We start from the raw sequence: 20402 nt of genomic DNA on the forward strand, positions 1-20402 counted from the left end.
GGCTGCCCTTCTGGGGCCCCCACGCCCGCAGGGCGTAGGGGAGCACCCTCAAACGCAGGACGGGCTCAAGTACGGCCGGTGCCTACCGCACGTCGATCATCGGCAGGCGCGATCTCGCGGCCAGTGCGGCCGTTGAGTACCAGACCCTGATCAGGCCGATCAGGCTGCTGGGGTCCGAGACTTCGCACGTCACCGTCGTCTCGTCGAGCCGCACCGCACCCGGCACGTCCGCCGCGGACTCGGCCGCCGTCGGGATCTGGAACCCGGCGGTCAGCACGAGCCGGTCGGGGATCGCCACCGGCCGGAGCGCGCCGGCGTTCTTCACCGCCTCGGCCGCCGCGGCGCGGACCAGGGCCTGTGCCCGGCGGGGGTGGAGGCTGTCGGCGGCGGTGTAGCCCTCGGCGCGCTTGACCGTGGCGGTGACCACGCCGGGGAACCGGCGTTGCGCCAGCGCGCAGATCTGGTCGTCGCCGGTCACCAGGCCGACGGGAACGCCGTGTTCGGCGGCGAGGAGCGCGTTGATCTCGGCCTCCGACACGATACGGTCGCCCAGTTTCAGCCAGGCGAAGAACGACGAGAAACTGTGGGCGAGTACGCCGGGGCAGCCGCCCGCCGCGTGGTAGCCGACGAACAGCGCAACCCCGTGGTCGCCGCCGATGCCGTGCGCCATGCACTGCGCCTTCGGGCTGCCGGTGATCAGGCGGGCCCGCTCGTCGAGCCTGTCCTGCAGGAAGTTGTCCATGGTGCCGTGGCTGTCGTTCACCGCGACCGAGTCCGCTCCGGCGTCGAACGCCCCCTCGATCGCCGCGTTCGCCTCGGCGGTCATCAACTGCTGGGCCCGCGGGTATCCGTGGCCGCCGCGCGCGATCTGGTCAACGGTCGCGATCCCCGAAATGCCTTCCATGTCGACCGAGATGTAGACGTCCATGGGTCTCCTCTCCTGTGGCCTCCGGCATCATCCGACCCCGGCGATCGGGCGTCATCGGACGTACGCACAGGTCCCGGGCGCCTTTTTCGTCTCCCACGACGATCCGGCGCTGCCAGGCCGGCGCCTACTGTGCCCTCACTGCTCTCCACGGAGGTGGTCATGGTCAACACCGAAGATCTGCGGGCACGCCTTGCCGAACTGGCCGAGAGGCATCGCATCCCCGGCGCGACCGTCGCCGTCCAGCGCGGCGACGAGATCGTCGAGGCGGCGTACGGCGTGCTCGACAAGGAGACCGGCTACCCGGCGACCACCGACTCGATCTTCCAGACCGGGTCCGTCACCAAGGTCTGGACGGCGACGCTGATCATGCAGCTCGTCGACGAGGGCCTGGCCGACCTGGACGCGCCCGTGGCGCGCTACCTGCCGGACTTCCGGGTCACGGACGAGGCGGTGAGCGCGGCTGTCACCCTGCGCCAACTCCTGTGCCACACCGGTGGTTTCGAGGGCGACATCTTCGACGACCACGGGCCCGGCGACGACGCGGTCGAGCGGTTCGTGGCCGGCCTTTCGGGTCCTTCGCGGCAGCTGTTCACGTGCGGTGAGCTGTGGTCGTACTGCAACAGCGGCTATGTGGTCCTCGGCCGGATCGTCGAGGTGCTCACCGGTCTGACCTGGGAGGCGGCGCTCCGCGAGCGCATCGCCGTCCCGCTCGGCATGACGGAGCTCGCGACCTCGCCGGGCGAGGCGATCCGGCACCGGGTGGCGATGGGTCATGTGCCCGGCCCGGACGGCGAGCCGGTCAAGGCGCCGCTGTGGAACATGCCGCGTTCCAACGCGCCCGCCGGTTCGACGCTGACGCTCAGCGTCCGGGACCAGCTCCGCTTCGCGAAGATGCACATCAGCGGCGGTGTGGCCCCCGACGGCACGCGGGTGCTCTCCGAGGAGAGCGTCCGGGCGATGCGGGAGCCGCAGGCGGCCGTGCCGGGCGTCGGGCCGCTCGCGGATCACTGGGGGCTCGGCTGGGAGCTGTTCGACTGGAAGGGCGGCCCGGTCATCGGGCACGACGGCGGCACCATCGGCCAGTCCGCGCTCCTGCGCATCGTGCCGGAGCAGGACGTGGCCGTCGCGATCCTCACCAACGGGGGCGGGTTCTTCGGCCTGCACGTCCTGGTCACCGAGCTGCTGGCAGACCTGGCCGGAGTGAGCGTGCCGCCGCTGCCGGTCCCGCCCGACGAACCGCCGACGGTCGACCTACGCTTCTTCACCGGCCGGTACGAGTCGGTGACCTGCGAGGCCGAGGTCGTGCAGGTCGGCGAGGCCCTGTCCGTGGTGGTACGGCCCCTCGGCCCGGCCGCCGCCCTGCCCGGCGAAGACGCCCCGAACAGCACGGTCATGGTGCCGCTGGACGCCCGCACACTGGTCGCTCTAAGAGAGACGGACGGCCGGTACCAGACGTACACCTTCCTCGGCGACGGCGACAAGGCTCGCTTCCTGCACCTGGGCCGCGCCGTCCCACGCGCCTGAGCCGCGCACCTGAACCACGCGCCTGACCAACGCGCCGCTCCAACACCCCCACGCCTGAAGTGCCTGAATCCCCCGTCCCCTCGCGCAGGCCGGCAGAGGAGCAGATGAGATGAGAAGCACCACGACCACCGGTGCGGCAGCCGCGGCGATCGCGGCGATCGGACTGGCCACGACCGGGTGCAGCGGCGGCGTGACCGGAGGCGGCGGCAGCGGAACCGTCACCATCGCGATCGCCTCGGACCCCGGGACCCTCAACCCGCTGGGAACAGTGGCCTCTTCCGCGCTGTCCATGAACAGATTCGCCTACGACACCCTCGTGCACCAGGGCCCCAAAGGCTCCACGGTCTCGGGCATCGCACAGCGCTGGTCGGCCACCCCCACGTCGGCCACTTTCACCTTACGCAAGGGCGTGACCTGCCAGGACGGTTCGGCGCTGACCGCGTCGGACGTGGCGGCCGTGTACAACTACGTCGCCGACCCGAAGAACCAGTCGCCGCTCCTCGGGGTCGCCGTACCGCCGACGGCCGCCGCCGAGGCCGACGACGCGAGGCGCACGGTCACGGTACGCACCAAGCAGCCCGCACCCTTCTTCGTGGAGATGGCCCAACTCCTCCCCCTCACCTGCAAGAAGGGGCTGTCCGACCCGAAGGCGCTGGCCCGCGCCTCCGACGCGACCGGCGCGTACCGGCTGAAGGAGGCGGTGGCGGGCGACCACTTCACGTACGTCAAACGCAAGGGCTACACCTGGGGCCCGGACGGCGCCACTGGCGACGAGATGCCCGACACGGTGGTCTTCAAGGTGGTGGCCAACGAGTCCACGGCCACGAACCTGCTGCTCGCGGGCGAGGTCAACGCGGCCCAGATCAACGGGACCGACCGGGACCGTCTCAAGGCGGCCAAGGTCATGTCGCGGAGCACCCGGCTCCTCTTCGGTGAGCTGATCTTCAACGAGGGTTCCGGTCACGCGACCGCCGACCCTGCGGTGCGCAAAGCCCTGGTGGGCGCGCTGGACCTGAAGCAGATCGGTTCCGTCGCGACCGGCGGAACGGGCAGGCCCGCCACCAACCTCGGCGAGATCGCCCCCACTCCCTGTACCGGCGACACCGTCACCGGGAACCTGCCCGCGCACGACACCGCCCGGGCTGCCGAGGCCCTCACATCCGCGGGGTGGACGAAGACCGGCAAGACCTGGACCAAGGATGGAAAGCCGCTCAGCATCACCGCTCCGTACCCGTCGACCCAGGGGCCGCGGGTGAGCTCCGCGATGGAACTGGCCACCCAGCAGTGGACCGAGTTCGGGGTGAAGGCGACCACCAGGACGATGGACCAGGCGACCGTCGTCTCCACGCTGAGCGCGGACACGTGGGACGTGGCCTGGTCGCCGATCGGTGTGTCCCTGCCCGATCAGCTCACCAGGTTCTTCAGCGGTCCCGTGCCGCCGCGCGGCACCAACTTCGGCCGCGTCGACAACCCCGAGTACGAGCGCCTCACCGCCGAGGCATCGACCAAGCCGGGCAAGGCGGGATGCGACCTGTGGGACGCGGCGGACGCCGCGCTGATCAAGCGCGTCGATGTCGTCCCGATCGTGACCAACCCGCAGACCGTGTACGGCAAGGGCGTCACCTTCAGGTCCGACGGCGGGATCGTGCCGTCGAGTCTGCGAAGGACGCTGGGCTGATGGCGGCCCTGGCACTGCCGGCCCGGCTCGGCGTACGGGGGCCGTGGGCGGGGTTCGTCGTACGGCGGGTCGTGCGGCTGTTCGTGTCGCTGGGCGTGCTGGTCACCGCGTCGTTCGCGATGATCCACCTGGTTCCCGGGGACCCGGTGCGGGCGGCGCTCGGCCCGACCGCCGATCCGGCGCTGGTCGACGCCCGGCGCCACGCGCTCGGGCTCGACCAGTCCCTGCCGGAGCAGTACGGGGCCTTCGTCAGCGGCCTGTTGCAGGGCCGTCTCGGCCAGTCGATCACCGCCGACCTGCCGGTGTCGCAGATCATCTCCGGCCGTCTCCCCGCGACCCTGGAGATCGCCGTACCGGCATTCGTCCTGATCATGCTCATCGCGATCCCGGTCGGGATGACGGCGGCCGTGCTGACCAGGGACGGGAAACGACGGCGCGGTGAGCTCGCGTTCACGGCGGTCACCGGAACGCTCGGTGCGGTGCCCGAATTCCTGCTGGCCGTGGGGCTGGTCGCGCTGTTCGGTGTGGCGTTCCCGGTTCTGCCGGTGGCGTCGCGCGGCGGGCCTTCGTCGTACGTCCTGCCGGTCCTCGCCCTCGCGATCATCCCGGCGGTGGTGCTGGCCCGGATCGTACGGGTGGAGACGCTCCGGGTGCTCGGCGAGGACTACATGCGTACGGCCAGGGCCAAGCGGCTTCCCGCGCGGCTGCGTTATCTGCGGCACGCGCTGCCGAATCTGCTGACGTCCTCGCTGACGCTGGGCGGGCTGCTGTTCACCTCGCTGATCGCGGGGACCGTCCTGATCGAGAACGTATTCGCCTGGCCGGGTCTCGGCACCACCATCGTCCAGGCGATCACGCAGAAGGACTACCCGCTGGTGCAGGGCGTGGTGCTGGTCTACGGGGCGGCGGCGCTCGTCATCACCTTCGCCGTCGACGTGGCCGTCGCCGTCGCCGATCCCCGTTCCACGATCCGCGGGAGCTGATATGTCGTTCGCGGGCCGGCTCCGCCGTACCCTCAGGACCCCACTCGGCATCGCGGCGCTGGCCGCCCTCACTGTGCTCGTCCTGGTGGCCCTCCTCGGCCCGCCGCTGTTCGGCTCCGCCGCGAGCCGCGTGAACACCGACGCGATCAACCAGGGCAGCAGCGCCGAACACCTCTTCGGCACCGACAACCTCGGCAGGGACATCGCCGCCCGTGTGGTGGTCGCGACCCGGCTGACGCTCCAACTCACCTTGCTGGCGACGGCGATCGGCGTCGTGGGCGGACTGCTCCTCGGCCTGGCCCCGGCGGTGCTCGGCAGGCGGGCGGGCCGTCTCGTCACGGCGGCCGTGGGCGTTCTTGTGGCGTTCCCGGGGCTGCTCTTCGTCCTCTTCCTCGCGACGATCTTCGGGGTGGGGACCACCGGCGCGGTGGTGTCGGTCGGCCTCGCGATGGTCCCGCCGTCGGCCCGGCTGGTGCAGAACCTGACGGCTGCGGTGGCGGGTTCGGACTACGTCGCGGCCGCGAGGATCCTGGGCGTCGGCCGGTTCCGTCTGGTGCTGCGCCATGTGCTGCCGAACATCGCCGAACCGGCGGTCCTGTTCACCGCGCAGGCGGCGGCCGGGATCGTGGTGGCCTTCTCGGGCCTGTCGTTCCTCGGACTCGGCGTGCAGTCGCCCAGTTACGACTGGGGACGCCTCCTCAACGAGGAGCTCGACCGCATCTACGTCAACCCGGTCGCCGCGCTGGCCCCCGGCGTGGCCGTCGTACTGACCGGGATGGCGTTCAGCCTGGCCGGCGAGGTCGTCGCGAAGGCCAGCGGGCACAGTGCACCACGCGCATCCGCCCATGAAGTCCCGGTCCCCGAGCCGGTGGCGCCGCGCGACGTCCTGCTCCAGGCCGACGACCTGCGGGTGTCGTTCCCGGACGGTCAGGCGGCGGTACGCGGGATCTCCCTGGCCATCGCCGAGGGCGAGGCCGTCGGCCTGGTGGGCGAGTCCGGATCGGGCAAGAGCCTCACGGCCCTGGCGCTGGCGGGCCTGGTCCCCCACCCCGGCCGTGTCTCGACCGGAACGCTCCGCTTCGACGGCCACGACCTTCGCGCGAACCCGAGACTCGGTACGTCCCTGGCCATGGTGTTCCAGGACCCCATGGCTTCCCTCAACCCGGCGCTGCGCGTGGGCCGCCAGCTCGCCGAGGTCGCGGAGGTCCACCTCGGCGCCTCCCGCTCGCAGGCGGCGGCCCGCGCGATCGACCGGCTGACGGCCGTACGGATCCCCTCACCGGCCCGCCGGGCCGGACAGCGGCCGCACGAGTACTCCGGCGGTATGCGGCAGCGCGCCATGATCGGCATGGGGCTGATGGGCGAACCCAAGCTGATCATCGCCGACGAGCCGACCACGGCACTGGACATGCTGGTCCAGAAGCAGGTCCTCGACCTGCTCGCGGAGGTACGCGTCCGGTCCGGGGCCGCGCTGCTGCTGATCTCCCACGACATCGCGGTCGTCGCGCAGGTCTGCGAGCGGGTCCTGGTCATGTACGCGGGACACGTCGTCGAGGAACTGCCCGTCGACGACCTGCTCACCCGGGCCGCGCACCCCTACACCCGTGCACTGGTCGGCGCGGTCCCGACCATGGCCACCGACCGCGAACGCCGGCTGGCGACCATCCCCGGCCGGCCGCCCGAACCGACCGAACGGCCCGAGGGGTGCCCCTTCGCGCCGCGTTGCGACCGGGCCAGAGACAGGTGCAGGAGCGCGGCTCCCGGCCTCGCCGAGCACGGGCCGCACAAGCGGGTCGCCTGCTGGTACCCCGTGACGGCTCCGGCCGGACTGGAGGTGGCGAGGTGAGCTCGCTCCAGATGCGCCGGATCACCGTGCGCTACGGCCGCTTCACGGCCGTGCGGGACGTGGACCTCGACGTTCTCGACGGTACGGTGACCGGCCTGGTCGGCGGGTCGGGGTCCGGCAAGTCGACGCTCGGCAAGGCCGCCGTGGGGCTCGCACCGGTCGCGTCCGGCCGGATCCTCGTGGACGGCAGGCCCATCGGCAGGCGTCCCGGTCGCGGCCCCGTCCAGCTGGTCTTCCAGGATCCGTACGCGTCACTCGATCCCCGTATGAGCATCGGCGCCGCTGTCGGGGAAGCCCTCCCGCGCACCGGCCGGGCGGCCAGGACCCGGGAGGTGGCACGGTTCCTTGAGCTGGTCGGCATCGACCCCGGCCGCGCCCCCCTCGCTCCGGCGGCGCTCTCGGGCGGTCAGCGGCAGCGGGTGGCGCTGGCCCGTGCGCTGGCCGCGCGGCCCGACGTACTCGTCGCCGACGAGATCACCTCGGCGCTCGACGTGTCCGTACAGGGCGCCATCCTCAATCTGCTGCGCGGGCTCCAGCGCGAGCTGGGCTTCGCACTGCTCTTCATCTCCCACAACCTGGCGGTCGTCCGCTATCTCGCCGACCGGGTGGCCGTGATGGACTCCGGCCGCGTCGTGGAGAGCGGACCCACCTGCGACGTGCTGGAGCGGCCCCACCACGAACTCACCAAGACCCTGCTGTCCTGCGTGCCGACCCTGGAGGAGGCCCCGTGACCAGGCCACTGACCATCGACGATCTGTACCGGTTCGCGATACCCGCGGACCCGGTCCTGTCGCCCGACGGCGACCGGGTCGTCTACACCCTGACCACCCAGGACGCCGAACACGACCGCGCCGCCTGCTCGCTGTGGGAGGTCCGCACGGACGGCGGCCCCGCACGCCGCCTCACCCGCGGGCCCGCCGATGCCGCGCCGCGCTGGTCGCCGGACGGCACGACGGTGGCGTTCCTGCGCGAGGGCCGGATCCATCTGCTGCCCGCCACGGGCGGCGAGGCCGCGCCGCTTGCCGACGGGGAGCCGGAGCACGGTGGCGGGGTGCCGGTCTGGAGCCCGGACGGGACCCGGATCGCCTTCGCCGCACCGGCGTGCCGGCCCGACCCGGCGGCGCCCGTCGTCATCGACCGGCTCGGCTACAAGGCAGACGGCGACGGGGCGTTCGGCCCGGTCCGTACGCACCTGTTCGTGGCGGACGTGGCGACGGGCGAGAGTCGGCAGCTGACCCACGGGGACTTCCACGCGGGCCCGCCCGCCTGGTCGCCCGACGGCTCCCGGCTCGCCTTCCCGGCGTCGATCGGCGGCGACACCGACGTGACCGGGGCTTCGGCCGCCTATGTGATCGACGTGGACGCGGACGGCGCGATGCCTCGCCTCACCGGGCCCGCCACCGGCCTCATAGGTCCCGTCGACTGGTTCGCCGACGGGACCGCGCTCCTGGTCGTCGGGCGGACGACCGTTTCGGCCGGTCATCTGGCCCTGCTGCGACAGCCGCTGGACGGTGGGGCGCCCGTCCCGCTGACCGGGGCTCTGGACCGTAACGTGATGCCCGGCGGGCCCGGCTACCCGGGCGCACTGCCGCAATTCCGGGGCGCCGACATCGTCTTCTGCGCCCGGGACCGCGGCGTAACCCGCCTCTACCAGCTGGCCGCGGACAAAATCACCGAGTTCCCGCTGGCCGAAGGGACCGGGGTCGGCGGCTGTTCGGTCGCCGCGAAGGCCGGACGGGCCGCGCTGCTGGTGTCCGACCGGTCGAGTTTCGGCGAGATCGCGCTCCTCGACCTCGACACCGGCAGCACCACCCGCCTCACCGAGCACACGGCGGAGGCCCTCGCCGGCGTGACGCTCCACCCCTCCACCGAGCGGGAGTTCACCATCTCCGACGGCACCAGGGTGCACGGTTTCGTCGTACGGGACCCCAAGGCGCCGTCGCACGGCCCACTGCTGGTCGACGTGCACGGCGGACCGCACAACGCCTGGTCGCCGCACGCCGACCCCGTGCACCTCTACCACCAGGAACTCGCGTCACGCGGCTGGACGATCCTCGCCCTGAACATCCGGGGCAGCGACGGCTACGGCGAGGCGTTCTACACCGCCGCGATCGGGGCCTGGGGCGACGCCGACGAGAAGGACGTACTCGAACCGGTCGCCGAGCTGGTCGCCGAGGGCCTCGCCGACCCCGGGCGGATCGCACTGACCGGCTACAGCTACGGCGGCTACCTGGCCTGCTGGCTGTCGGCCCGCAGCGATGTCTTCGCCGCCGTCGTACCGGGCGGAGTCGTCACGGACCTGATCAGCATGGCCGGCACCTCCGACACCGGCCACGACCTGTTCACCACCGAGATCGGCGACCGCGACCGGCAGGTCGCGCTGTCCCCGCTCAGCCACGTGGACGCGGTGCGCGCGCCGACGCTGATCCTGCACGGGGAAGCCGACGACACTTGTCCCGTCGGCCAGGCCGAGCAGTGGTTCCACGCGCTGCGGGTCCGGGACGTACCCGTCCGCCTGGTGCGCTATCCGGGGGCGTCGCATCTGTTCGTCCTCAGCGGCAGGCCCTCCCACCGCGCCGACTACTCCCGCCGCCTCGTCGGCTGGGTCACCGGTCACACCGCCCTCCGTACGGCAGGAGCTGATCATGACTGAACAGACCGCGGGCCACTGGCAGGCCCGTCTCGCCGAGCTGGCAGCCCGTCACGGAGTGCCCGGCGCGAGCCTCGGCATCCTCTCCCACGGGCAGCTGACCGAGGCTGCCACCGGGCTGGCCAACGCGAGCGCCGGGATCGAGGCGACCACCGAGACTCTGTGGCAGATCGGCTCGATCTCCAAGGTGTGGACCACCACGGTCGCCATGATCCTGGTGGACGAGGGCGTACTGGACCTGGACGAGCCCATCGTCTCGGTGCTCCCCGAACTGCGCCTGGCCGACGAGGCGCTCACCAAAGGCGTGACACTGCGTCACATCCTCACCCACACCAGCGGTATCGACGGAGACTTCTTCGCCGACACGGGCCGGGGCGACGACTGCCTGGAGAAGTACGCCGCCCTGCTCCCCGGCGTCGCCGCCAACCACCCGCTCGGCGCGACCATGTCGTACTGCAACGCCGGGTTCTCGCTGCTCGGCCGGGTCCAGGAGCGGGTCACCGGCGTCCAGTGGGACGAGCTGATGCGTGAGCGCCTGTACCGCCCGCTCGGTCTCACCCACACCGTGACCCTCCCGGAGGACGCCCTGCGCTTCCGGGCCGCCGCCGGGCACGTCGGTGAGCCGCTCGAAGTGGCGCCGCGCTGGATGCTGATGCGCTCGGCCGGACCCGCCGGGCTGATCTGCTCGACGCCCAGGGACGTGCTGGCCTTCGCCGCCCTGCACCTCAGCGGCGGGCTCGCCGCCGACGGCAGGCGGCTGCTGTCGCCCGGGAGCACCGAGGCGATGCGCAGCCCCCAGGTGAAGCTGCCCGACCCGTACCTGTTCGGCGACGCGTGGGGACTCGGCTGGATTCTGTGCGAGTGGGACGGGCGGCGGCTGTACGGGCACGACGGCGACACCATCGGGCAGTCCGCGTTCCTGCGCGTGCTCCCCGACGCGGAGCTCGCGGTCTGCCTGCTCACCAACGGCGGCGACACGATGGGCCTTTACGAGGACCTCTTCCGGGAGATCTTCGCCGAGCTGGCGGGCGTCACGATGCCCACGCCGATCGCGCCCGCGAAGGAACCTGTGCCGGTGGACCCCGCGGACTACATCGGCGTGTACGAACGGACCTCGGCCCGCATGGAGGTCCTGGAACGGGACGGCAGGCTCGTCCTGAACAACCGGATCACGGCCGAGCTGGCCGACCTCGTCGACCATGTCGAGCCGGAGGAGGAGCACGAGCTGCACCCGGTGGAACCCGGCCTGTTCGTCGTACGGCGGGACGGCCTGAAGGAGTGGTTCCCGGTGGTCTTCTACGCCCTCGCCGACGGCTCCCGCTATCTGCACCACGGCGGCCGAGCGACCCCGAAGGTGAGCTGACGTGCGCGGCATCGGCGCGGCGTTGGAGGCCCGGTTGCCGGACATCCTCGCCGACATCGAGGAACTGGTCACCACCGAGTCCCCCACGGCCGACCCGGCGGCCGTCGCCAAGTGCGCCGAGGTGGTCGCGAGCCTGGGCGCCCGGCTGACCGGCTCGGCGCCCGAACGCCTCACCGCCGGAGGACGACCGCATCTGCGGTGGCGGTTCGGCTCCGGCGACCGGGTGCTGCTGCTCGGCCACTTCGACACGGTGTGGCCGGTGGGGACGCTCGCCACCCATCCGTACGGCGTCACCGGCGGGCGGCTCACCGGGCCCGGCTGCTTCGACATGAAATCCGGTCTCGTTCAGCTCTTCCATGCCCTGTCGGTGCTCGACGACCTCGACGGGGTGACCGTGCTGGCGACCAGCGACGAGGAGACGGGCTCGGCGACGTCGCGCGAGCTCATCGAGGCCGAGGCACGCCGTACCGGCGCCGTCCTTGTCCTTGAGGCCAGTGCGCAAGGCGCCCTGAAGACCGCGCGCAAGGGCGTTTCGACGTACGACCTGCGGATCACAGGCCGGGCGGCGCACGCCGGTCTCGAACCGCACCGCGGGGTGAACGCGAGTGTCGAACTCGCCCACCAGGTCCTCGCGATCGCCGCGCTCGCCGATCCGGGCGCCGGTACGTCGGTGACCCCGACCGTGCTGACGTCGGGCACCACGCGCAACACGGTCCCCGCCTCGGCGGAGGTGCTCGTGGACGTCCGGGCATGGACCACCGACGAACAGGCCCGCGTGGACGCGGCGTTCCGCGGCCTGCCGCCGGTGCTCGCGGGCGCCACGCTCAGCCTCTCCGGTGGGCCGGCGCGGGCGCCCCTGCAGCACGAGTCGTCGGCGGCGCTGTTCGGACGAGCCCGCAGGCTGTACGACGCGCTCGGGTACGGGGACCTCCAGGGCGTATCGGTGGGCGGCGGCTCCGACGGGAACCTCACGGCCGGGGCCGGGGCACCGACCCTGGACGGGCTCGGCGCGGTCGGCGGAGGAGCACACGCCGACGACGAGCATGTGGTCGTGGCCGAACTCCCGTGCCGCGCCGCGCTGGTGGCCGCTCTGGTCGACGAACTGGCCGGGGAGCGAAGGTGACTGACCCGAATCCACAGAGCGTGGTGCGAGACGCGGTGTCGGCGGCGGGCCGGGCCGCCGCGGTCGCCGGCGTGCGTATCCGCGAGCTGCACGAGCTGACGGAGATGCGCGAGGCGTGCCTGCTCCTCGACCGGGTGTGGCGGCCCGAGCCGGACAACCCGCTGATGACGCCGGAACTGCTGCGCGTAGTGGCGCACTCGGGCAGCTACGCCGTCGGCGCCTACGAGGACGGCCGGATGGTCGGGGCGTGCCTCGGCTTCCTCGCGACGGCCGGGCTGCATTCGCACATCGCCGCCGTGGAGGGCGTGACGCGGGGCCGGAATGTGGGCTTCGCGGTCAAGCTGCACCAGCGGGCGTGGTCGTTGGAGCGGGGCATTACGACGGTGACATGGACGTACGACCCGCTGGTCGCCCGCAATGCCTACTTCAATCTGGCGAAGCTGGGCGCCACTCCCTCCGAGTACCTGTCGAACTTCTACGGCGCGATGCGCGACGAGGTGAACGCGGGCACCGAGACCGACCGGCTGCTCGTCCACTGGGAGCTGGCCGGTGAGCGCTCCGCACGCGCCTGCGCGGGGCTGCCGGCCGCGTTGGACCTCGCCGGGCTGGGCGCGGAGCCGGTGGTCGGCCTCGACGCCAAGCCCGACGGGCGGCCGGTGGCGGGCCGGGGGGACGGCGAAGTCGTCCTGGTCCGGGTGCCGTCGGACATCGAGGCGTTGCGCCGCGCCGACCCGGAGGCCGCACGGGACTGGAGATCCGCGGTTCGGGAGGTGCTCGGCGGGCTAATGTCCGAAGGGCGGGCCGTTACCGGCTTCGTCCGGGACGGCTGGTACGTGATCGAACGACCCAGGGAAGGCCGGTCATGAAGCCTGTCGGTGTGGAACTGCGCCGAATCGCAATGCCGTTGGTGTCGCCGTTCCGTACGTCCTTCGGGACGCAGACGACCAGGGACATTCTGCTGGTCAGGATCGAGACCGCCGACGGCGAAGGCTACGGCGAGTGCGTGACGATGACCGACCCGGTGTACTCGCCGGAGTACACCGACGGGGCCATCGACGTACTGCGCCGCTTCCTGGTCCCCGCGCTGCTGGGGCCGCCCGAGCTCGACCCGCGGGCGGTGGCGCCGGCGCTCGTCGCGTTCAAGGGCCACCGGATGGCCAAGGCGGCCCTGGAGACGGCGGTGCTCGACGCCTGGTTACGGGCGCGCGCGCTGTCGTTCGGGGAGTGGCTCGGGGCCACGGCCGACCGGGTGCCCGCCGGCGTCTCGGTAGGGATCATGGACTCGGTGCCGGAACTGCTCGACGCGGTCGAGGGCTATCTCGCCGACGGTTACCTGCGGATCAAGCTCAAGATCGAGCCGGGCTGGGACGTGGAACCGGTCCGTGCCGTCCGCGAACGCTTCGGCGACGACGTACTCCTCCAGGTGGACGCCAACACCGCCTACACCGTGGCCGACGCACAACACCTTGCTCGCCTCGACGAGTTCGGGCTGCTCCTCATCGAACAGCCGCTGGACGAGGAGGACATCAGGGGCCACGCACAGCTCGCGCGACTCGTGCGCACCCCGATATGCCTCGACGAGTCGATCGTCTCGGCGCGGGCGGCTGCGGACGCCATCGCACTCGGGGCCTGCTCCATCGTCAACATCAAGCCGGGCCGGGTAGGAGGCTACCTGGAGGCCCGGCGCATCCACGACGTGTGTGCGGCGCACGGGGTCCCCGTCTGGTGCGGCGGGATGCTGGAGTCCGGGCTCGGCCGGGCCGCCAATGTCGCGCTGGCCGCACTGCCCGGATTCACTCTGCCCGGCGACACCTCGGCCTCTGGGAGGTACTACATGACCGACATCACCGAGCCCTTCGTCCTCCAGGACGGGCATCTGCTGGTCCCGCAGGGCCCGGGGATCGGGGTTTCGCCCGTCCCCGAACGGCTCGCCGAAGTCACCGTGTCCACGGAGTGGATAGGCCGGTGAGCGAAGTCGACGAGGCGGGCGGTGCGACGCCCGCCGACGACCGCTTGACCGGCACTGCCGCCGCCGCCCGGATCCCGGTCGACATTCCCGGTTCATGACGGCGCCGCCGAGGTCCGTACTTGGCCGCATCCTCACCGACCTCGGGTCGACTTTGGTCGAGGTCGTGGCGGGCGAGCCGGACCCGACGCGGCCCGTCGGCGGCGTACTCATCCACGACCCCCAGGACGAACCGACCCGGCTGCCCGACGCGGTGGTCCTGGGCGTCGGGGTCTACGGCGCCGACCAGGTGGCCGCGCTGGTCGAGCGGGCGGCGGGTCTCGGGGCGGCGGCCGTGATCGTACGGTCCCCCGTCGCGGTGGACGGCGCGGTGAAGGACGCCGTCACCCGTACCGGCATCCCGGTCCTCGGCCTGACGCCGGGCGCGTCGTGGGCCCCAGTCGCCACGCTGCTGCGGTCGCTGCTCGCCGTGGACGGGACGGGCGAGGCGGACGACCCGGGCGAGCCGCTCGCCGGGGATCTGTTCGCCCTGGCCAACGCGGTCGCCGCGCTGCTCGACGGCCCGGTGACCGTGGAGGACCGCAACGGCCGGGTGCTGGCCTTCTCCAGCCGGCAGGAGGAGGGCGACGAGGCCAGGATCGCCACGATCCTGGAGCGGCAGGTGCCGGGCGAGAAGCTCCGCATCCTGGAAGAACGCGGCGCCTTCCACGCCCTCTACCGGAGCGACCGGCCGGTCTATGTGGAGGGCGTCGCGGAGAAGCCCCGGGTGGCGATCGCCGTGCGGGCCGGCGGGGAAATCCTGGGCTCCATCTGGGTCGTGGTCCGCGAGCCGCTCACCGAGGACCGGGAGCGGTCCCTCGCCGAGGCGGCGAAGGTGGCCGCCTTGCATCTGCTGCGCCGAAGGGCGGGGGAAGACGTCGAGCACCGGCTCCAGGCCGACCTGCTCGCGACGGTTCTGGAGGGCGGTGCGGGGGCGCCGGACGCGGCGGTACGGCTGGGGCTCTCGGATCAGCCCGCGTGCGTTCTGGCGCTGGCGGTGACCGGCGGTTCGTCCGCCCCCGACCGCGTGGCGGTCGGCCACCGCGTCTCCAAAGCCCTGGCGCTGCACCTCGCCGCCATCCACCCGCGAACGGCCACGGCCTCGCTCGGCGGCGTCGCGTACGCGATCCTGCCGACCGCCTCCGACGAGCCCGCGCTACGGGTGGCGGAAGCGTTTCTCGGCCGGATCGGCACGCGCGTCCCCGCGGTCATCGGCATCGGCAGGCTGGCGATGCGGCCGGCCGAACTGCGCAGGTCGCGCTCGGACGCGGACCGGGCGCTGCGGGTGCTGCGCGACGGACGCTCCCCGCTCAGGGCCGCGCGGCTGTCGGACGTGTACGTCGCTTCCCTGCTGGTCGAGCTGGGCGACCGGATGGCGGCGGAGGACGACCTTCCCGACGGTCCCGTCGTACGCCTGCGCGCCTACGACGCCGAACACAACACGGCGCTCACGGAGACGCTGGCGGCCTGGCTGAGCACGTTCGGGGACGTGATCGCGGCGTCTGCCGCGGTGCACGTCCACCCGAACACGTTCCGGTACCGCCTGAAGCGGCTGGCAGAGGTGGCGAGCCTCGACCTCACGGACCCGGAGGCACGATTCGAAGCGATGCTGCAATTGCGGCTGGGGCCGGGGCCGCGGTAGCCGGGGGAGGAGTCGCGGCCGGAGGCACGACCGGTGCCGCATCCGAATCGCCGTACGGCCGCACGGCGGAGATCACCTACCCCTCCGGCACTCACTTCAGCGTGATCGCGAGGCCCGTGACCACGGGGTGAGCGGGTCGGGGGCTCGGTTAGCCTGAGGGCACAATGAACCATTTGACGACGTCACTGGGCGAGTTCGCCCTCGCCCGTTTCCCCGAGGACCCCCGCGACAGGCTTCGCGCCTGGGACGCAGCCGACGAGTATCTGCTGCGGCATCTGGAGGGAACGGGCGACGGTCCGGCGACCGACCTGTCCGGCACCGTCGTCGTGGTGGGCGACCGTTGGGGCGCGCTGGCCACCGCGCTCGCCGGGTCCCGCCCCGTGCAGATCACCGACTCGTACCTCACCCAGCGGGCGACCGGGGCGAACCTGGAGCGCAACGGCATCGACGCCTCGGCGGTGCGGCTCCTGTCGACGCGGGAGACGCCGCCGGACCGGATCGACGTACTGCTGATCCGCGTACCGAAGAGCCTCGCGCTGCTGGAGGACCAGCTGCACCGCCTCGCGCCGCGCATCCACGCGGACACCGTCGTCGTCGGTACGGGCATGGTCAAGGAGATCCACACCTCCACGCTGAGGCTGTTCGAGCGGATCCTCGGCCCGACGAGGACCTCACTGGCGGCGAAGAAGGCGCGTCTCATCTTCTGTACGCCGGACCCCGGGCTCCCCCGGGGCGGCAACCCGTGGCCGCACAGCTATGCGCTGCCCGCCGACGTCGGGGTGGTGTCCGGGCGGATCGTCACGAACCACGCGGGCGTCTTCTGCGCCGAGCGTCTCGACATCGGTACGAGGTTCTTCCTGCGCCACCTCCCGCAGCGCCGGGGCGCCGAGCGGGTCGTGGATCTGGGCTGCGGCAACGGCGTGGTCGGTACGGCGGCGGCGCTGGCCAACCCGGAGGCGGAGACGCTGTTCGTCGACGAGTCGTTCCAGGCGGTGGCGTCGGCGGAGGCCACGTTCCGGGCGAATGCCGGGGCGGACGCCAAGGCGGAATTCCTGGTCGGGGACGGCCTGTCGGGCGTACCGGCGGGGTCGGTGGATCTCGTACTGAACAATCCGCCGTTCCACAGCCACCAGGCGACGACCGACGCGACGTCCCGGCGGATGTTCACCGGCGCGCGGGCGGCGCTGCGTCCCGGTGGCGAGCTGTGGGTCGTGGGCAACCGGCACCTGGGCTATCACGTGACGCTGCGCCGGATCTTCGGCAACAGCGAGCTGGTGGCGAGCGACCCGAAGTTCGTAGTGCTGCGAGCGGTCAAGCGCTGACGTCGGATCCCACCGCTCAGATCCCCGCTTCGAGGCAGAGACTCCACCGCCCCGGCTGCCCGCTGAGCCGCACGGTCGAAAGGGGCCGGACGTCCACGTTCCAGTACGCGGACGGCGGCGCCTTGAGGGAGTACACCAGCGCGGCCCGTACGACGGCGGGCTCGGCGACCGCGACGACGGCGCTCCCGTCGTCGGCGGGCCGGGTGTCCAGCCAGCGGCCTATGCGCGAGATGAAGGCCAGCAGGGACTCGCCGCCGTGCGGGGTGGAGCGGGGGTCGGAGAGCCAGAGGTCGACGGCGTCCGGCTCGTACGCCGCGACCTCGCCGAGCGTACGGCCGCGCCAGCGACCCATGTCGCAGTCGCGCAGCGCAGGCTGGACGAGGGGCCAGAGGCCGAGGGCCTCGCCGGTGGCACGGCTGCGGGCGCTGGGCGAGCAATAGCGCAGGTCGGCCGCGGCGAGCGGCACGAGGGTGTGCGCGACGAGCTGCACCTCCTCCCAGCCGGTCCGGTCGAGCGGCCGGTCGTCCTCGAAGCGCTCCGCAAGCCGCGCGGAACTGCGGGCGGCGGCGACGAGGGTGACCCGAATGTTCATGGCGGCGATCGTGGATCGGAAAGCGCGGCAGGTCAAGGCTTTGCCGACCTGCGGCGCTTTTCCCCTACCCGCCCCGTCCGGACACCGGGTGTCCGCCCCAGACCCCGCTCCTCAAACTCCCCCAAGGACTTCGTCCAGGGGGACCCTCAGGGGCCGAGATTTTTCGGCCGGGCCGGAAATCCAGCCCGTCCGGCGTTTGAGGACCACGCCCGAAGGGCGTCCGGCGAACTGGGGCTCCGCCCCAGACCCAGGCGGGTAGGGGAACGCGCCGCAGGCACCCGCGCACCGCACCACCCGCACCGCACCACACACCGCAACCGCCCTACCTCCCCAGCAACCCCTCCCCCGCGCCGCGCAGCCTCCGCACCCCCTCCGCGATCTCCGCCACCCCCGCAACCCCCGCAAAGCTCAGCCGGACATACCCCGCCGTCGGCTCCGCGCTGAAGTACGCGCGGCCCGGGGCGATTGCCACCCCCGCCCGGAGCGCGGCCGAGACCACCGCGCCCTCGTCCGCCCCGTCCGGCAGCCGCAGCCACAGGTGGTAGCCGCCCGCCGGCACATGCGGCAGAGCAAGCTCCGGCAGGTTCAGCCGCAGCGCGGCAGTCATCGCGTCGCGCCGCGCCCTCAACTCCGCCGCCACGCTCCGCAGATGGCGCGGCCACGCCGGCGAACCGACCAGTTCGACGGCAGCCTCCTGCAGAGGCCTCGGCACGAAGAAGCTCTCGACCACCTGAATCGCACGCAGCCGCTCCAGCACAGGCCCCCGCGCGGCGAGCGCAGACACCCGGAAGCTGGGCGAAGTGGCCTTGGTCAGCGAGCAGACGTGCACCACCACACCGTCGTGATCATCAGTGGCGAGCGGCCTCGGCAGCGGCCCCGCATCGTCGTGCACCAGGCGCCGTACGAAGTCGTCCTCGACGACGAACGCCCCGGCCTCCCGGGCGATCCGCAGCACCTCCGGCCGGCGCTCGGCGGAGAGCACCGCGCCGGTCGGGTTCTGGAAGAGCGGCTGGCAGACGAAGACCCGGGCGCCGGTGGCCTTGAAGGCCGCCGCGAGGAGGTCCGTACGTACGCCGTCCGAGTCCACCGGTACCGGTACCGGCCGCAGCCCCGCCGCCCGCGCGATCGCCAGCATGCCGGGGTACGTCGGCGACTCGACCAGCACCGGTGCGCCGGGCGGAGCGAGCGCGCGCAGCGTGGTGGTCAGCGCACTCTGACCGCCCGCTGCGATCAGCACTTCGGCGGCCGTCACGGCGCCGCCGATCCCACGGGCGAACCATTCCCGCAGCTCGGGGACCCCGTCGACGGGCGGCCGCCCCCAGGCGCCGGGCCGCCGCCCCGCGCGGGCGAGAGCTGCGGCCATGGCCCGCTCGGGCTGGAGGGAGGCGTGGAGGTAGCCGCTGTTGAACTCGATGACGCCGGGCGGCTGTGCGGCCAGCGTGACGAGGACCCCCGACGCGTCGACCGAGCGCGGTACGAGCTCGATGGCTCCGTCGGCGCTGAGCGACACCTCCTGCCAGGACGTGTCACCGGGCGCGGCATCGGCGGCGTCCGTACGCGGCTGCGCCCGGAAGGCACCGGCGCCGGGCCGGGTGACGACCAGGCCCTCGGCGGCGAGCTGGGCGAGTGCGCGGGAGACCGTCACCGGGCTCACCCGGTAGCGCTCGACAAGTACCCGGCTCGACGGCAGCTTTCCACCCGGTGAGTAGCGGTTGAGTTCTTGCCGGAGGGATTTCGCCAGTTCGGCCACACTGCTACGCTCGTACATGACAGCACAGAATAGCGCTACCGACGGAATCACAGTAGCGGTCAACGGCAGCCCGGCCACCGGGGCCCGCAGCGACAGCCCGGCTACCGGCACCCGCAGCGGCAGCCGCGCCGGCACCCTCCTCGCCGCACTGGGCGTCACCGCCTTCTCCCTCACGTTTCCCGCCACGGCCTGGGGCCTCGAAGGCTTCGGCCCCTGGTCGCTCGTCGCCGTACGCAGCGTCCTCGCCGCCGTCATAGCCGGCGCAGCCCTGATCGCCCTGCGCGTCCCGCTGCCCGCCCGCCGTCACTGGGCCGGTCTCGCGGTGGTCGGCGGCGGGGTGGTGCTCGGCTTCCCGATGCTGACGACGCTCGCCCTCCAGACCTCGACGACCTCGCACGCCGCCGTGGTGGTCGGCCTGTTGCCCCTGACGACCGCCGCCCTCTCGGCGCTGCGCACCGGGGCCAGGCCGTCCCGCGCCTTCTGGCTGGCGGCCCTGGCCGGCGCCGCCGTCGTCATCGCCTTCACCGTGCAGCAGAGCGGCGGTGCGCTGTCGACAGGCGACCTGTATCTCTTCGGTGCGCTGCTGGTGTGCGCGGCGGGCTACACCGAGGGCGGCAGGCTGGCCCGTGAGATGCCCGGCTGGCAGGTCATCGGCTGGGCACTGATCTTCTGCCTGCCGCTCGCCGTACCCGCGGCGGCCGTTGCGCTCACCTTCGAGCCGGTGCACCTCACGGCGCACAGCGTCGCGGGACTCCTGTGGGTCGCCGCGGGCTCGCAGTTCCTCGGCCTGGTGGTCTGGTACCGCGGCATGGCCGAGATCGGCGTGTCCAAGGCGAGCCAGCTCCAGCTCGCCCAACCGCTGCTGACCCTGTTCTGGTCGGTCGCCCTGCTCGGCGAGCACCTCTCCCCCGCCGCCCCGCTCGCCGCCGTCGGCGTGCTGGTCTGCATCGCGGTCACCCAGCGGGCACGGGCCTGAACGCGCGCGGACCTGAACGG

The 20402-nt window shown here is 72.5% G+C and carries 16 protein-coding genes; 13 read left to right on the plus strand and 3 right to left on the minus strand.

Annotated elements, in window-relative coordinates; genetic code table 11:
- Positions 1-82: 82 nt before the first annotated feature.
- Complete coding sequence (locus tag PXH83_RS02735) at positions 83-928, minus strand: M55 family metallopeptidase (protein ID WP_274556230.1); 846 nt, start codon at positions 926-928, stop codon at positions 83-85.
- 159 nt (positions 929-1087) lie between these two features.
- On the opposite strand from PXH83_RS02735, the gene PXH83_RS02740 reads away from it, so the two are divergent.
- The 12 genes from PXH83_RS02740 (at position 1088) to PXH83_RS02795 (ending at position 17064) form a co-directional block, all read left to right on the plus strand.
- Positions 1088-2452 carry a serine hydrolase domain-containing protein gene (locus PXH83_RS02740; RefSeq protein WP_274556232.1) on the plus strand — a complete coding sequence of 455 codons (1365 nt, stop codon included), beginning with the start codon at positions 1088-1090 and terminating at the stop codon, positions 2450-2452.
- 109 nt (positions 2453-2561) lie between these two features.
- On the plus strand, positions 2562-4130 hold the full coding sequence (locus PXH83_RS02745) for an ABC transporter substrate-binding protein (protein ID WP_274556234.1): 1569 nt from the start codon (positions 2562-2564) through the stop codon (positions 4128-4130).
- Entirely contained in the window at positions 4130-5113 is a 984-nt protein-coding gene (locus tag PXH83_RS02750) for an ABC transporter permease (RefSeq protein WP_274556236.1), read from the plus strand. The genes PXH83_RS02745 and PXH83_RS02750 overlap by 1 nt, the downstream gene beginning before the upstream one ends.
- A gap of 1 nt (position 5114) precedes the next feature.
- Positions 5115-6959 carry a dipeptide/oligopeptide/nickel ABC transporter permease/ATP-binding protein gene (locus tag PXH83_RS02755; protein WP_274556238.1) on the plus strand — a complete coding sequence of 615 codons (1845 nt, stop codon included), beginning with the start codon at positions 5115-5117 and terminating at the stop codon, positions 6957-6959.
- Complete coding sequence (locus tag PXH83_RS02760; protein ID WP_274556239.1) at positions 6956-7690, plus strand: ABC transporter ATP-binding protein; 735 nt, start codon at positions 6956-6958, stop codon at positions 7688-7690. The genes PXH83_RS02755 and PXH83_RS02760 overlap by 4 nt, the downstream gene beginning before the upstream one ends.
- Positions 7687-9612 carry a S9 family peptidase gene (locus PXH83_RS02765; protein WP_274556240.1) on the plus strand — a complete coding sequence of 642 codons (1926 nt, stop codon included), beginning with the start codon at positions 7687-7689 and terminating at the stop codon, positions 9610-9612. The genes PXH83_RS02760 and PXH83_RS02765 overlap by 4 nt, the downstream gene beginning before the upstream one ends.
- Positions 9605-10972 (plus strand): serine hydrolase domain-containing protein, encoded by a 1368-nt coding sequence (locus tag PXH83_RS02770; protein WP_274556242.1) that lies wholly within the window; start codon positions 9605-9607, stop codon positions 10970-10972. Before PXH83_RS02765 ends, PXH83_RS02770 begins: the two co-directional genes overlap by 8 nt.
- A 1-nt stretch (position 10973) precedes the next feature.
- Positions 10974-12095, plus strand: a complete 1122-nt coding sequence (locus PXH83_RS02775) for a M20/M25/M40 family metallo-hydrolase (RefSeq protein ID WP_274556244.1) — start codon at positions 10974-10976, stop codon at positions 12093-12095.
- Positions 12092-12961, plus strand: a complete 870-nt coding sequence (locus tag PXH83_RS02780) for a GNAT family N-acetyltransferase (protein ID WP_274556247.1) — start codon at positions 12092-12094, stop codon at positions 12959-12961. The genes PXH83_RS02775 and PXH83_RS02780 overlap by 4 nt, the downstream gene beginning before the upstream one ends.
- Complete coding sequence (gene menC, locus PXH83_RS02785; RefSeq protein WP_274556248.1) at positions 12958-14064, plus strand: o-succinylbenzoate synthase; 1107 nt, start codon at positions 12958-12960, stop codon at positions 14062-14064. The genes PXH83_RS02780 and menC overlap by 4 nt, the downstream gene beginning before the upstream one ends.
- Positions 14065-14158: 94 nt before the next feature.
- Positions 14159-15742 (plus strand): PucR family transcriptional regulator, encoded by a 1584-nt coding sequence (locus PXH83_RS02790; RefSeq protein WP_274556250.1) that lies wholly within the window; start codon positions 14159-14161, stop codon positions 15740-15742.
- A 164-nt stretch (positions 15743-15906) separates the two neighbouring features.
- Positions 15907-17064, plus strand: coding sequence for a methyltransferase (locus tag PXH83_RS02795; RefSeq protein WP_274556253.1), 1158 nt, complete (start codon positions 15907-15909; stop codon positions 17062-17064).
- 16 nt (positions 17065-17080) lie between these two features.
- Here the strand turns inward: PXH83_RS02795 and PXH83_RS02800 are convergent, their stop codons facing one another.
- Together PXH83_RS02800 and PXH83_RS02805 are read right to left on the minus strand one after the other, a co-directional pair.
- Positions 17081-17656, minus strand: coding sequence for a histidine phosphatase family protein (locus PXH83_RS02800; RefSeq protein ID WP_214920087.1), 576 nt, complete (start codon positions 17654-17656; stop codon positions 17081-17083).
- Between the two features lie 322 nt (positions 17657-17978).
- Positions 17979-19424, minus strand: a complete 1446-nt coding sequence (locus PXH83_RS02805; protein ID WP_274556257.1) for an aminotransferase-like domain-containing protein — start codon at positions 19422-19424, stop codon at positions 17979-17981.
- On the opposite strand from PXH83_RS02805, the gene PXH83_RS02810 reads away from it, so the two are divergent.
- Entirely contained in the window at positions 19423-20382 is a 960-nt protein-coding gene (locus tag PXH83_RS02810) for a DMT family transporter (protein WP_274556259.1), read from the plus strand. The two genes, PXH83_RS02805 and PXH83_RS02810, sit on opposite strands and share 2 nt — an antisense overlap.
- Positions 20383-20402: the final 20 nt, after the last annotated feature.

Origin of the sequence: Streptomyces spiramyceticus (assembly GCF_028807635.1) — a bacterium.
Lineage (GTDB): Bacteria > Actinomycetota > Actinomycetes > Streptomycetales > Streptomycetaceae > Streptomyces > Streptomyces spiramyceticus.

What these genes read in the sequence shown, in the direction of transcription:
- PXH83_RS02790 (WP_274556250.1), top strand. Translation starts at nt 14,159, where the DNA reads ATGACGGCGCCGCCGAGGTCCGTACTTGGCCGCATCCTCACCGACCTC.
- PXH83_RS02755 (WP_274556238.1), top strand. Translation starts at nt 5,115, where the DNA reads ATGTCGTTCGCGGGCCGGCTCCGCCGTACCCTCAGGACCCCACTCGGC.
- PXH83_RS02750 (WP_274556236.1), top strand. Translation starts at nt 4,130, where the DNA reads ATGGCGGCCCTGGCACTGCCGGCCCGGCTCGGCGTACGGGGGCCGTGG.
- menC (WP_274556248.1), top strand. Translation starts at nt 12,958, where the DNA reads ATGAAGCCTGTCGGTGTGGAACTGCGCCGAATCGCAATGCCGTTGGTG.
- PXH83_RS02800 (WP_214920087.1), bottom strand. Translation starts at nt 17,656, where the DNA reads ATGAACATTCGGGTCACCCTCGTCGCCGCCGCCCGCAGTTCCGCGCGG.
- PXH83_RS02810 (WP_274556259.1), top strand. Translation starts at nt 19,423, where the DNA reads ATGACAGCACAGAATAGCGCTACCGACGGAATCACAGTAGCGGTCAAC.
- PXH83_RS02795 (WP_274556253.1), top strand. Translation starts at nt 15,907, where the DNA reads ATGAACCATTTGACGACGTCACTGGGCGAGTTCGCCCTCGCCCGTTTC.
- PXH83_RS02735 (WP_274556230.1), bottom strand. Translation starts at nt 928, where the DNA reads ATGGACGTCTACATCTCGGTCGACATGGAAGGCATTTCGGGGATCGCG.
- PXH83_RS02745 (WP_274556234.1), top strand. Translation starts at nt 2,562, where the DNA reads ATGAGAAGCACCACGACCACCGGTGCGGCAGCCGCGGCGATCGCGGCG.
- PXH83_RS02740 (WP_274556232.1), top strand. Translation starts at nt 1,088, where the DNA reads ATGGTCAACACCGAAGATCTGCGGGCACGCCTTGCCGAACTGGCCGAG.
- PXH83_RS02805 (WP_274556257.1), bottom strand. Translation starts at nt 19,424, where the DNA reads ATGTACGAGCGTAGCAGTGTGGCCGAACTGGCGAAATCCCTCCGGCAA.
- PXH83_RS02770 (WP_274556242.1), top strand. Translation starts at nt 9,605, where the DNA reads ATGACTGAACAGACCGCGGGCCACTGGCAGGCCCGTCTCGCCGAGCTG.